This is a genomic window from Ruminococcus sp. RTP21358st1_G6_RTP21358_211008 (assembly GCF_040908885.1).
GTDB classification, from domain to species: Bacteria; Bacillota; Clostridia; order Lachnospirales; family Lachnospiraceae; genus Blautia_A; species Blautia_A faecis.
Genome location: NZ_JBDGDM010000036.1, coordinates 1 through 12,783 on the forward strand (window position 1 = coordinate 1; position 12,783 = coordinate 12,783).

12 protein-coding genes and 1 pseudogene are annotated in these 12,783 nt (G+C 43.6%); 12 read left to right on the top strand and 1 reads right to left on the bottom strand.

Features of this window, described 5'->3' with window-relative positions; genetic code table 11:
• The 11 genes from AB5Z12_RS14005 to AB5Z12_RS14055 form a co-directional block, all read left to right on the top strand.
• Window positions 1–895: PASTA domain-containing protein (locus AB5Z12_RS14005; RefSeq protein ID WP_368368687.1), on the top strand; the 895-nt coding region annotated here is incomplete at its 5' end.
• Between the two features lie 3 nt (window positions 896–898).
• On the top strand, window positions 899–1,777 hold the full coding sequence (gene rsgA / locus AB5Z12_RS14010; protein WP_173770971.1) for a ribosome small subunit-dependent GTPase A: 879 nt from the start codon (window positions 899–901) through the stop codon (window positions 1,775–1,777).
• A 4-nt stretch (window positions 1,778–1,781) separates the two neighbouring features.
• Window positions 1,782–2,453, top strand: a complete 672-nt coding sequence (gene rpe, locus AB5Z12_RS14015; RefSeq protein WP_118578194.1) for a ribulose-phosphate 3-epimerase — start codon at window positions 1,782–1,784, stop codon at window positions 2,451–2,453.
• Window positions 2,450–3,139: a thiamine diphosphokinase gene (locus AB5Z12_RS14020; protein ID WP_368368688.1), complete on the top strand. Its 690-nt coding sequence runs from the start codon at window positions 2,450–2,452 to the stop codon at window positions 3,137–3,139. Before rpe ends, AB5Z12_RS14020 begins: the two co-directional genes overlap by 4 nt.
• A 247-nt stretch (window positions 3,140–3,386) precedes the next feature.
• On the top strand, window positions 3,387–4,484 hold the full coding sequence (ychF, locus tag AB5Z12_RS14025; protein WP_021926448.1) for a redox-regulated ATPase YchF: 1,098 nt from the start codon (window positions 3,387–3,389) through the stop codon (window positions 4,482–4,484).
• 29 nt (window positions 4,485–4,513) lie between these two features.
• Entirely contained in the window at window positions 4,514–5,872 is a 1,359-nt protein-coding gene (gene lgt / locus AB5Z12_RS14030; protein WP_173770970.1) for a prolipoprotein diacylglyceryl transferase, read from the top strand.
• A 392-nt stretch (window positions 5,873–6,264) separates the two neighbouring features.
• Window positions 6,265–6,696, top strand: coding sequence for a division/cell wall cluster transcriptional repressor MraZ (gene mraZ / locus AB5Z12_RS14035; RefSeq protein ID WP_118578197.1), 432 nt, complete (start codon window positions 6,265–6,267; stop codon window positions 6,694–6,696).
• A 36-nt stretch (window positions 6,697–6,732) separates the two neighbouring features.
• A complete protein-coding gene (rsmH, locus tag AB5Z12_RS14040) occupies window positions 6,733–7,668 on the top strand; it encodes a 16S rRNA (cytosine(1402)-N(4))-methyltransferase RsmH (RefSeq protein ID WP_148461134.1) in 936 nt (311 codons plus the stop codon).
• A 14-nt stretch (window positions 7,669–7,682) separates the two neighbouring features.
• A complete protein-coding gene (locus AB5Z12_RS14045) occupies window positions 7,683–8,243 on the top strand; it encodes a septum formation initiator family protein (RefSeq protein ID WP_118578198.1) in 561 nt (186 codons plus the stop codon).
• A 116-nt stretch (window positions 8,244–8,359) separates the two neighbouring features.
• Window positions 8,360–10,516, top strand: a complete 2,157-nt coding sequence (locus AB5Z12_RS14050; protein WP_368368689.1) for a peptidoglycan D,D-transpeptidase FtsI family protein — start codon at window positions 8,360–8,362, stop codon at window positions 10,514–10,516.
• Between the two features lie 128 nt (window positions 10,517–10,644).
• Entirely contained in the window at window positions 10,645–12,357 is a 1,713-nt protein-coding gene (locus tag AB5Z12_RS14055; RefSeq protein ID WP_368356763.1) for a peptidoglycan D,D-transpeptidase FtsI family protein, read from the top strand.
• Here AB5Z12_RS14055 and AB5Z12_RS14060 read toward each other — a convergent pair.
• On the bottom strand, window positions 12,291–12,476 hold the full coding sequence (locus AB5Z12_RS14060) for a DUF6783 domain-containing protein (RefSeq protein ID WP_313719214.1): 186 nt from the start codon (window positions 12,474–12,476) through the stop codon (window positions 12,291–12,293). The genes AB5Z12_RS14055 and AB5Z12_RS14060 overlap by 67 nt on opposite strands.
• Between AB5Z12_RS14060 and AB5Z12_RS14065 the strand changes: the two are divergent.
• Window positions 12,414–12,593 (top strand): annotated as a pseudogene (locus AB5Z12_RS14065) (DUF6783 domain-containing protein); the annotation flags it as partial. The gene AB5Z12_RS14060 and the pseudogene AB5Z12_RS14065 sit on opposite strands and share 63 nt — an antisense overlap.
• Window positions 12,594–12,783 lie beyond the last annotated feature (190 nt).

Below are 12,783 nucleotides of genomic sequence, written 5' to 3' on the forward strand. Positions count from 1 at the left end.
GACCTACAAAGGTGAAGAGGCTTCCACACAGGAAAAAGGCAAGATTTCTTCACAGGATCCTGTACAGGGAACAAAGGTAGCTAAAAATTCAACTGTTAACTATTATTTAAGTAAAGGTTCTGAGTCCGTTACCCTTACAGATATGTTCGGTCAGAATGGCGCTTTGGCGCAGGAAACTCTGGAAAGCCAGGGCTTAACGGTTCAGATCAATAAGATTTACCCGGATGAAAGTCAGTCTTCTATGGTAGACATTGGATGTGTCCTTGATACTGAGCCTGCAGCAGGAACTACTGTCAAGGCAGGCGATACAGTTACTCTTACCATCAGCCGTGGTATTAATTATGGTGACAGTGTACAGGTGCCAGATGTAACCGGAATGGAGAAGAATGATGCAATTGCCAAGCTTGGCAAATTCATTAATATTAATGTGGAAATGCAGATGAGCACAGACGTTGCAGAGGGAACTGTTATCTCTCAGGATCCTATAGGATATACAGATGACAACCCGGTATATGCAGATCCGGATAACGATACGATCACTCTTATTGTAAGCAGTGGAAGTCAGGATACTTCTTCACAGAATACTGAGGATCAGAGTTCCTCTGATACTACTGCAGCAGTAGCAAATGGCGAAGTATGGAAATGTACACAGAAACTGAAGACGCCTATCGGATATAATGGAGGTCTGATCAGACTGGAGCTTGTTCAGAATGTAGGCGGCGCTCCAAAAGCAAGCTCTGTGGTAGAAGGACAGCAGCTTACTTTCCCATATCAGCTGGATATTACAGGTGCACCAGGAGTTGCTGAGGGTACTTTATATCTGTCTGAGCAGCAATCTGATGGAAGCTATCAGGAACTTGGCCATTATCCTCTTACTTTTGAGAAGGTTGAGTAATCCATGCAGGGAAAGATCATTAAAGGAATTGCAGGCTTCTATTATATCTATGCGGAAGACGGCAATGTTTACGAATGTAAAGCAAAAGGAATTTTTCGAAAGGATAATTTCAAGCCTCTGGTAGGTGATAATGTGGAGATTACCGTTTTGGATGAGGAGGAGAAGGAAGGCAGTGTAACTTCCATTCTTCCCCGCCGCAATTCACTTATCCGTCCTGCTGTTGCCAACGTAGATCAGGCATTTTTGATTTTTGCCATGGAGAATCCAAAGCCTAACTTTCTTCTTCTGGACCGCTTTCTGATTATGATGAAGCAGCAGGAAATTCCTGCAGTTATCTGCTTCAATAAGAAAGATGTGGGAGAGAAGGAAGAAATGGAAAAGCTTTACGAAATCTACACTGGATGTGGATATCGTGTAGTGCTTTCCAGTACCTATGAGGGAGAGGGAATGGACGAGATCCATGAGATACTGAAGGGAAAAACAACAGTAGTTGCAGGACCTTCCGGTGTGGGGAAATCTTCCATTACCAACTGTATGCAGGGTGAAGTGCAGATGGAGACTGGTGAGATCAGCAAAAAACTGAAGCGCGGCAAGCATACCACCAGACATTCCCAGGTAATCCCGGTGGAAAAGAATACTTTCCTGGTGGATACTCCGGGATTTTCTTCTTTGTATCTTACCGATATGAAGGAAGAGGAGCTTCGGGATTACTTCCCGGAATTTGTAATGTATGAGCCGCAATGCCGGTTTCAGGGGTGTATGCACATTCATGAACCGGGCTGTGCAGTGAAGAAAGCTCTGTCTGAAGGTAAAATTAGTCAGCAGCGGTATGACAACTATCTGGCTTTATATGAGGAATTAAAAGAGAAAAGGAGATACTAAAACTATGTATCAGCTATGCCCTTCCATTTTATCAGCGGATTTTAACCGTCTGGGCGAACAGATTAAAATTCTTGAAAACGAAGGAGTTGAATGGCTCCATATTGATGTTATGGATGGAGATTTTGTACCGAGCATTTCCTTTGGTATGCCGGTGATCAAATCCATCCGTAAAGAATCCAAGATGTTTTTTGATGTTCATCTTATGGTGACAGAGCCGGAAAGATACATTCAGGATTTTGTAAATTGTGGTGCGGATTCCATCACCGTTCATGCTGAGGCATGTGAGGATCTGGAACGTACTATAGAGCGTATCAAGGATGCAGGAGTGAAAGTTGGTGTTTCCATCAAGCCTGCAACTCCGGTAAATGATATCAGCCATATGCTTGAGGATGTGGATATGGTTTTGGTAATGACTGTTCAGCCTGGCTTTGGCGGACAGAAATATATGGACGAGTGTACAGAGAAGATTCAGGAACTGAGAGAACTGATCGACAAAGAGAATCTGAATGTGGATATTGAGGTTGACGGTGGAATCAATGAAGGTACCATAGAGACTGTTATGAAAGCTGGTGCCAATATCTTTGTTGCCGGATCCTGGGTATTCGGCGGTGATATTGCCCAGAATGTCCGCCATATTCAGAAACAGATCGAAGAGATTGGTGACAGGATTGAGTGAGAGATAGAATGATAGATACAGTAATCGTAAGCGGGGGCATGATCCAGAAAGATTTTGCCCTCGATTTTATAAGAAAAATAGAAGAAGAGCGAAAAGGCAAGAAGCTGCTTTTGCTGGCGGCTGACAGAGGACTGGATTTCTTTCTGGAAACAGGTCTTGTCCCGGATATTGTGGACGGTGATTTTGACAGTTTATCAGGTGCTGGAAAGGCATATCTGGAGAGTCTTGACCATACAGAAATTGTCAGACTGAATCCTGAAAAGGATGATACAGATACCCAGTCTACTTTAAATCTGGCAATAAGAAGAGGGGCAAAGAATATTCTTATTCTTGGCGCAACTGGTGGAAGACTAGATCATTTTATTGGAAACATGGGACTTTTGGGATATGGCAGACAAAAGGGTGTCAATGTGATCCTGGCAGATGCTCAGAATTACATCTGTCTTGTGGAAAATGGCTATATTATTCGAAAAGACAGTCAGTTCGGAAAATATATTTCTTTTTTCGCAGCCGGTGAAACGGTTGAAGGTCTTACTTTGAAGGGGTTTAAATACCCATTGGATCATTACCGCCTTACTACAGATAACTGTGGCCGCACCGTTAGCAACGAGATCCAGGAAGAAAAGGCCAAGGTACTCTACGAAAAAGGCAGTCTTCTTATGATCATGTCCAGAGATTTGAAATAAATGATGTATTACAAAAGAGAAACACTTCATATTCAATTGGAAATATGAGGTGTTTTTTCAAATTTATCAGATTGTCCAGAGCTTTTGTCTTGATGGAAAGAGTTGGGTATGCTAAAATAAAAAGATGTATAGAGAAGACAATATGGGGCCGGAAATATATCATATTTTTATTGTTTGTGGTATAATAGCAAAAGAATGGCGTAAAGAAATGTCAAACGCCTCTAAAAATAAGGAGAAATAGGATAAAATGAAATTAGGTATCGTTGGACTTCCAAATGTAGGAAAAAGTACACTTTTTAATTCCCTGACAAAGGCTGGTGCAGAATCTGCGAACTATCCCTTCTGTACCATTGACCCGAATGTGGGAGTTGTTACTGTGCCGGATGAAAGACTTGCACTGCTTGGTGATTTTTATCATTCCAAGAAAGTGACACCGGCCGTTATAGAATTTGTTGACATTGCAGGACTTGTAAAGGGCGCTTCTAAGGGAGAAGGTCTTGGAAACCAGTTCCTTGCAAACATCCGTGAAGTTGATGCAATCGTTCATGTAGTACGCTGTTTTGAGGATACCAATGTAATTCACGTAGATGGAAGCATTGACCCGATCCGTGATATTGAGACTATCAACCTGGAGCTTATTTTCTCTGATCTTGAGATCCTGGAGAGAAGAATTGCAAAGGTTACCAAGACTGCCCGTATGGACAAAGAAGCTGCTAAAGAGCTTGATTTCCTTCAGAAGATCAAGAAATGGCTGGAAGACGGCAAAATGGCCATCACTATGGAACTGGAGAATGAGGATGAGGAAGCATGGATGGGAACATACAATCTGCTCACTCAGAAACCGGTTATTTACGCTGCAAATGTTGCAGAAGACGATCTTGCAAATGATGGTGCTGACAATGCGCATGTACAGGCTGTAAGAAAATATGCTGCAGAGCAGAACAGTGAGATTTTCGTAATCTGTGCTCAGATCGAGGAAGAGATTTCCGAACTGGATGAGGATGAGAGAAAAATGTTCCTGGAGGATCTTGGACTCAAGGAATCAGGACTTGAGAAGCTGGTTAAGGCAAGTTATCATCTCCTTGGACTTATGAGCTTCCTGACCTCCGGAGAAGATGAGACCAGAGCATGGACCATCAAGATTGGAACCAAGGCTCCGCAGGCAGCAGGTAAGATTCATTCTGATTTTGAGCGTGGATTCATTAAGGCTGAGGTGGTAAACTATCAGGATCTTCTTGACTGTGGCTCCTATGCAGGCGCAAGAGAAAAAGGTCTTGTAAGAATGGAAGGTAAGGATTACGTAGTACAGGATGGCGATGTGATCTTATTCCGTTTCAATGTCTGATAAGTAATAGAAACAGAGGGATAGCATAAATGTCAATTCAGTTTCCGAATCTGGGAATAAACCTGGGTTATGTGGGGAAATCCATTCAAATATTTGGATTTGAGATTACATTTTTTGGCCTTGTAATAGCTCTGGGAATGCTTCTGGGAATGGGATTTGTGATTCTGGAAGCGAAGCGCTGCGGCGAGAATAAAGACGATTATCTGGAAATGATGATCATATCCCTGCTTCTGGGGGTGGTCGGATCCAGAATGCTTTATGTTTTATGTTCCTGGAATCTTTATAAGGGCAATATTATTGAGATCTTTAATGTGAGAAATGGCGGACTTACATTCTACGGCGGTCTGTTTGGAGGAATGCTGGGAGCAGCCATTTACTGCGGCGCGCGCAGAAAATCTTTTATGCAGATGGCAGATACTGCCAGCATGGGAATCGTTATTGCGCAGATAATAGGAAGGTGGGGAGATTTCTTTAACAGGGAATCTTTCGGTGAGTATACCAACAGCATATTTGCAATGCAGCTCCCTTTATCTGCTGTGCGTTCCAGCGAAGTGACATCTGCAATGAGGGAAAACCTGGAGACAATAGGTGGAACTTCTTATATTCAAGTACATCCGGTTTTCTTATACGAGAGTCTTTGGTGTCTGCTTTTGTTTCTCCTGATGCTTGTGTGGAAGCGCAAAAAACATTTCCACGGAGAAGTATTTCTGAAATATCTGGCAGGATATGGTCTCGGACGATTTTGCATAGAACTTCTTCGAACAGACAAGCTTATGATTCCGGGAACTTCTGTTGGAATTTCCCAGCTGATCTCAGCAGCAATGTTTGTAATCTGTGCTATGATCGCAGTTGTGGAAGAAACCATGGCGAAAAAGAGGGCGGCAAGGCGCAGACGCAGGAGAGAACAGGACTATGAAGCGCAGGAAAGAGCAGCCAGAGAAGCTGAAGCAGAAGAATACAGAGACCGGCTCAGACTGGAGAGAGCTTTTGCAGATGGAGATGCCGCAGGTGTTCGGGAAGTCTATAACGGAACAGCATCTGCTTATGAACATGATTCCGAAGAATCAGAAGAAACTTCGTCTGTGGAGAAAGAGCATCCGGAAGAAAATCTTCAGGATGAAGAGAACACAGAGAAAATCGTGGAAGAGGAAAATTCAGCTGCTGAGGATTTCTATGAGGAGGACTCAGAGAAAGATACAGAAGAAGTTTCTGAGGAGGAAGCCTTTCCAGAAGCTTCCGGTACAGAAAATCATGTGGAAGAAAATGCCAGGATTTCTGAAGAAGAAACTGTTGCTGCGAAGGGTCCGACAGCTTCAGAAGAAGATGAATGGTTGTATAGCCAGCCGCGCAGATTTGCGAAAAAACCTGCCCATGAGCAGGAAGATTGATCATATGATTGTCAGATACCTGAATCTGGACTAAACAAAACGTTATTTTGGTGGGAGCGAATCCCACTGAAGTGGCGTTTTTTTGTGTGTAATAGGTAATTTCGCTGGAATTTCCGGCAATATAAAAAGTCCTGCAGGGCAGGATTTATTTGTATAAAAAAATTTTTTGACTGCATTTTCACTGTTTGTAAGGACTTTGTAACAGAATTATGTAATAGATTTCATAATTTCCCACTTGTAATTTAGGGGCAAATGGGTTAGAATGGGTTCATAAGTGGTAGGAAGTGGAGAAAAGTGGTGACAAATGGGGACGAAGTGGCAGAACTTCCATTTGTTTCCCGTCATGAGATACGAGGGGGAGACTCGTATTTCACGAGAGTAGGTGAGTTTTTATGTTCATGGGCGAGTACAATCACACAATCGACGCGAAGGGGCGTTTGATCATCCCGGCGAAATTTCGGGAACCTTTAGGTGAGGAATTTGTTCTTACCAGAGGACTTGATGGTTGTCTTTATATTTATCCTATGGATGAATGGGAAGCCTTTGAAGAGAAACTCCGTGCATTACCACTTACAAATAAAGACGCTAGAGCCTTTTCGCGCTTCTTTGTTGCAGGTGCAACAACATGTGAACTGGACAAGCAGGGGAGAATTCTCGTACCACAGACGTTACGTGAGTTCGCTGGTCTGGAGAAAGATGTTATTCTGGCTGGAAACTTAAGCAGAGTAGAAGTCTGGAGCAAGGAGAAATGGAGCGAGAATTGCAATTATGACGATATGGACAGCATTGCTGCCGACATGGAGAACATGGGAATCGTCATCTGAGCATAAAATAAGCGAGAAATCCAACAGGAGACGGAAATGGAATTTAAACACAAATCTGTATTACTGGACGAGACCGTTGGCGGGCTGAATATTAAGCCGGATGGAATCTATGTGGATGGCACTTTGGGCGGCGCAGGACATGCCATTGAGGTATGCAGGAAACTTTCTGCCAAGGGGAGATTTATTGGTATAGATCAAGACCAGGATGCGATAATTGCTGCGAGTGAACGGCTTGCCGCCTTTGACCAGGTGACAATCATTCGCAGCAATTATTGTTACATGGTACAGGAGCTTGCCGCAAGGGGAATTCACAAGGTTGATGGTATTGTTCTGGATTTGGGAGTATCCTCCTATCAGCTGGACAATGAGGAACGTGGATTTACCTATCGGGTAGATGCACCTCTTGACATGCGCATGGATCAGAGACAGACACAGACTGCCAGTGACATTGTTAACGGTTATGAAGAAAGAGAACTGTATCGCATTATCCGCGATTACGGTGAAGATAAATTTGCGAAAAATATCGCGAAACATATAGTAGCAGCAAGACAGCAGAGCCCCATTATGACAACGGGTCAGCTTACACAGATCATCCGGGAATCCATACCTATGAAGATACAGGCAGCAGGAGGTCATCCGGCTAAGCGTACGTTCCAGGCAATCAGAATTGAGCTGAATAAGGAACTGGATGTTCTTCGTGATTCACTTGATGGGATGATTGATCTTCTGGATGATGGCGGAAGGCTTTGCATTATTACGTTCCATTCACTGGAAGACAGAATTGTAAAAACAATTTTTCGAAAAAATGAGAACCCGTGTACCTGTCCACCGGATTTTCCGGTATGTGTGTGCGGAAAGAAATCCAAGGGGAGAGTTATCACAAGGAAGCCAATTCTTCCAAGTGATGAAGAAATGGAAGAAAACCCGCGTTCTAAGAGTGCTAAGCTTAGAATTTTTGAAAAAAAAGTTTAAAAGAAGGGTAAAAAATGGCGGAGACAGGCAGACATACGAATACTGTGTCAGGTAAAAGACGTCCACAAAATGTGTATGTTGATGGCAACACTGTCCGAAAAGTCCAGGAAGTTCCTGAGCGGAGAGAGTACCGTCAGCCAGAGCATTCTGTTCGTAAAAATAAGGCAAAACCAGAGCTGACCACACCAGAGCAGCAGGTCCGGGGGAACAAGCCGCTTAGTAAGGCAGCCAGGAGAAACCGTGCGAAAGCCAATAATATGAACCGTAATTTTGCCATATTTCTGGCTGCACTTGGTATCCTTATTGTGTTTTGCAGTATTAATTATCTGAAACTGAAAACAGAATGCACCAGTAAAAGAAGCCAGCTGGCCACTCTTGAATCCCAACTGGCCGAGCTGAAAGAAGACAACGATGCATATGAGAGCCAGGTGACTTCAAGTGTTGACCTTGAAAGAATCCGGAAAATCGCCATCGGACGTCTGGGCATGAAATATCCAAGCAACCAGCAGACAGAAACCTATGCGACTGAAGGCGGCAGCTACGTAAGACAGTATCAGGACGTGACCGGGAAGTAATGGGAATGAAGGCAGGTGTTTGATTGACTACTCTGAGAAGAAAAACAAAAAGAAAACCTATAAAAAAAATAAATCACAGTATGAAAAAAAAGCTGTCAATACTGCTCTTTTGCGTATTGGGAGCTTTAATCGTTTTATTGGGAGTTATCACTTATATTAATTTTCAAAGTGGTGACAAGTATAAGAAACAGGTGCTGAGTCAGGCTCAGCAAAAATACCAGAATCGTACAATGCCAGCGAAACGAGGGACAATCTATGATCGAAATGGCAACATTCTGGCAACGAGCAACAAGGTGTATAATGTTGTACTGGACTGTAAAGCTGTGAATTCAGATGAGGATTATCTGGATCCTACCGTGAATGCTCTGGTTACCATATTTGGTCTTGATGAAGGCGAACTCCGTACCAGGCTTACTTCTGATAAGACCAAGGAGAGTCAGTATCAGATCGTGAAAAAGCAGGTATCCATGGATGATAAGAAAGCATTCGAGGATTACTGCAGCATACCAGATGATACGGAAATGACCAGGGAAGAAATTCAGGAGAAAAACAATATCCAGGGTGTATGGTTTGAAGAAGATTATCTGAGAGTCTATCCATATAATGAGCTGGCCTGTGATACGCTGGGATTTACTTTTTCCCGAGATACTGCGGACTATGGAATTGAGGGCTACTACAATAGCAGCCTGACAGGAATTGATGGCCGACAGTACGGATATTTCAGTGATGATTCTAACGTGGAGCAAACCATTATCGAAGCTTCTGACGGAAACAGTCTGGAGCTTAGCCTTGATCTTGGAACACAGCAGATTGTGGAAAAATGGGTAAATGCCTTTAAGGAATCTACTGGCGCCAAAAATATAGGAGTGATCGTGGAAGACCCTTCAAGTGGTGAAATCCTTGCCATGGATGGGGGCGACCGATATGATCTTAATGATCCACGTAATCTGTCTTCCTTATATTCAGCAGATGAGATTGCTGCTATGAACGACAGTGAGACCATGGATGCTCTAAGCGCCATGTGGAATAACTTTTGTGTAACCGACATTTACGAACCTGGTTCCGTTGTGAAGCCCATTGTTATGGCAGCTGCTCTGGAACAGGGAAAAATATCCACCAGTGATACCTTCTATTGTGATGGTTACCAGAATTTTGGTGTGCCAGGAAATATGACCACCATCAAATGTGCAAATATTTACGGACACGGAATGGAAACCCTTGCGGAAGTAATCGCAAACTCCTGTAACGATGCCATGATGCAGATTGGTGCAAAGATGGGAGTTGAAAATTTTCTGAAAGCACAGAGTACTTTCAATTTCGGAAGCCGGACAGGAATCGATCTTCCAAATGAGGGATATGGTATTATGCATACTGTTGATACCATGCATGAGACAGAGCTTGCGTGTTCTGCATTTGGTCAGGGATTCAGCTGCACTATGATTCAGGAAATCAATGCAATGTGTTCGGTCATCAATGGCGGCTACTATTATCAGCCACATCTTGTGACAAAAGTTAAAGACGCCAGCGGTGCAACTGTGAAGACAATCAGTCCGCTTCTTCAGAAGCAGACCATTTCTTCCAGCATTTCCGCTGATATCAGAAGCTATATGCAGGCCAGTGTAGAGCAGGGTACCAGTATGACGTCAAAGGTACAGGGTTACAGCTCAGGCGGTAAAACAGGAACTGCGGAGAAATTCCCCCGTGGAAATGGTAAATACGTGGTTTCCTTTATAGGATTTGCCCCGGTTGATGACCCGCAGGTTCTGATCTATGTGGTAATTGACGAGCCAAATGTAGAGGATCAGGCCAGCAGTATTTATCCACAGTATGTGGCACAGGCAATTCTTTCCGAGCTTCTGCCATATATGAATATTCAGCCCGATCAGTCTACAGACGGAACTGTTCCGGAGACAGAGCTTTGGGAGAAATTTAATGGTCATGTAAATACTATATCTGACAGTCAGATTGATGAAAATGGAAATCTGGTGGATGAAGAGGGCAACCTCATTGACTGGGATGGCAATCGGATTGACGAAAATGGTTACCTGCTGAATAGTGACGGAAGTTATCAGATCAATGCAAACGGAGAGTATATAAAATCTGCTAACCTTGATGGAATCAGCGATTCCTACACTGGTTCAGCCGGGGAAACTCTGCCGGAGGCTGTTTCTGATACCAATGTTCCGGGACCTCCGGAAGATAACACGGATCCCATTGAGGATAACAATATGGAGAGTGAAGGCCTGACTAACGAGGAAGCCGGACTGGATTAGAAATACTGTCCATAGGTGGCATAGTATTGGCAGGAAATAAAAAACAGACTGTTCACCATAATACAACACATACCTCCATCTGAAATTATCATATATTAGTTATGATGATTTCAGATGGGGATTTTTTTATGAAAAAAACTATGACCTTTCACAGGAAAAAAATATGGATGGTTTTTCTTGTATGTGCACTTATGCTTCTGGGACTTGTGGGAAGGCTTGTTTACCTGATTGGGGTTCGGTCGGATTACTATTACCAGAAAGCAGAAGAACTTCATGAAAGAGAACGAGTCATTAAGGCTGCAAGAGGACAGATACTGGATGCAAAAGGGAGGATTCTGGCAGATAATAAAACTGTATGTACTATTTCCGTTATTCACAGTCAGATTAAGGAACCACAGAAGGTTATTGAGGTCTTGTCAAAAGAGTTGGAAATAGATACTGACACAGTGCGTAAAAAAGTTGAAAAAATATCTTCAATTGAACGAATTAAGACAAATGTGGAAAAATCTGTGGGAGATGTGATACGTGGGTATGAACTGGATGGTGTGAAAGTGGATGAGGATTATAAGCGGTATTATCCTTACGGATCTCTGGCTTCCAAGGTTCTGGGATTTACAGGCGGTGACAATCAGGGGATAATTGGCCTGGAAGTGAAATATGAGGAAGTTTTAAAGGGACAGGCGGGAAAAATCCTGACCACAACAGATGCCAGAGGCGTGGAAATCGACCAGATCGGAGAAAGCAGGGAAGATCCGGTGGCAGGGGAAAATCTGAAAATCAGTCTGGATGTGGATCTGCAGCAGTATGCGCAGCAGGCGGCCCTGAAAGTAATGGAAGAAAAACAGGCTGCGCGTGTTTCCATACTTCTTATGAATCCGCAGAACGGAGAAATTTATGTATGTGTTAATGTGCCGGAATTTGATCTGAACGATCCTTTTACATTGAATACGGACGTGGACACTTCAGGACTGAATGAACAGGAAAAACAGGATCTTCTGAACCAGATGTGGAGAAATCCCTGCCTGAACGATACATATGAGCCCGGTTCTACCTTTAAGATCATTACCATGTCTGCAGGTCTGGAGGCTGGCGTGGTTTCCGTAAATGACAGATTTTTCTGTCCGGGGTATAAGCTGGTGGATGACAGGCGGATTCACTGTGCAAGGAGAACAGGACACGGTTCCCAGAGCTTTGTGGAAGGTGCCCAGAATTCCTGCAATCCGGTTTTTATTGAAGTGGGTCTGAGACTTGGGGTGGAAAACTATTATCATTATTTCAAGGAGTTTGGACTTTTGAAGAAGACAGGTGTAGATCTGCCGGGAGAGGCTGGAACGATCATGCATAAAATGGAAAATATGGGGAATGTGGAGCTGGCAACAGTTGCTTTTGGCCAGTCTTTTCAGATTACGCCAATTCAGCTGGCGACCACAGTCAGTTCTCTGATCAATGGGGGGAGGCGGATCACACCTCATTTTGGGGTATCCGTTCTGAGCTCAGATGGTACCAGTGGAAGAAAGCTGGAATATCCGGTGGAAACGGGGATTATTTCGGAAAAAACATCAGAGACAGTAAGAGGAATTCTGGAGAAAGTAGTGTCAGAAGGTTCCGGAAGAAATGCCCGGATCGAGGGATGCACAGTAGGGGGCAAGACGGCTACTTCCCAGACTTTGCCAAGAAGTGCAAACCGGTATATTTCTTCCTTTCTTGGTTTTATGCCTGCGGAAGATCCACAGATCCTGGGGCTTTGCATTATACATGACCCGCAGGGCGTGTATTACGGAGGAACCATTGCGGCACCTGTGATAAAGAATATTTTTGAGGCGGTGCTAGAGCGTGTTTGAAAAATCATTCCCGCAATCTGCACGCCCCACTTTGTGGGAGATTTCACCCGAATTCGGTTGCCGTAGCCCGCTACGGCGCCCTCATCCGGGCAAAATCTCCCACAAATTGTGACGCACATCTTGCAGAAAGCCTTTTTCAAACACGCTCTAAATCAGAAAAAAGAAAGATAAGCTTCGGTGATCGGTCAGGCTGTGAGCAAGGAGAAGTATGTTACCGGTCACGAAGTAAGCAGTAAACAATGTGGGGATATTATCTTGCAAAAACCAAGCTATGGGTTGATAAATAAGGGGAAAAGCTTTATACTATAAGATGCTTTAAAAAGTTTAGAGCGTGTTTGAAAATGGTTTCTGCAAGATGTGTGTCACAATTTGAGGAAGATTGCGGAATGCTTTTTTAAACAGACTCTGGAACGAAAAAAACGAAAG

Bases quoted from the DNA above. Each gene is read 5' to 3' on its own strand.
- rsgA (WP_173770971.1), top strand. From the start codon at position 899: ATGCAGGGAAAGATCATTAAAGGAATTGCAGGCTTCTATTATATCTAT.
- rpe (WP_118578194.1), top strand. From the start codon at position 1,782: ATGTATCAGCTATGCCCTTCCATTTTATCAGCGGATTTTAACCGTCTG.
- ychF (WP_021926448.1), top strand. From the start codon at position 3,387: ATGAAATTAGGTATCGTTGGACTTCCAAATGTAGGAAAAAGTACACTT.
- lgt (WP_173770970.1), top strand. From the start codon at position 4,514: ATGTCAATTCAGTTTCCGAATCTGGGAATAAACCTGGGTTATGTGGGG.
- mraZ (WP_118578197.1), top strand. From the start codon at position 6,265: ATGTTCATGGGCGAGTACAATCACACAATCGACGCGAAGGGGCGTTTG.
- rsmH (WP_148461134.1), top strand. From the start codon at position 6,733: ATGGAATTTAAACACAAATCTGTATTACTGGACGAGACCGTTGGCGGG.
- AB5Z12_RS14045 (WP_118578198.1), top strand. From the start codon at position 7,683: ATGGCGGAGACAGGCAGACATACGAATACTGTGTCAGGTAAAAGACGT.
- AB5Z12_RS14055 (WP_368356763.1), top strand. From the start codon at position 10,645: ATGAAAAAAACTATGACCTTTCACAGGAAAAAAATATGGATGGTTTTT.
- AB5Z12_RS14060 (WP_313719214.1), bottom strand. From the start codon at position 12,476: ATGTGCGTCACAATTTGTGGGAGATTTTGCCCGGATGAGGGCGCCGTA.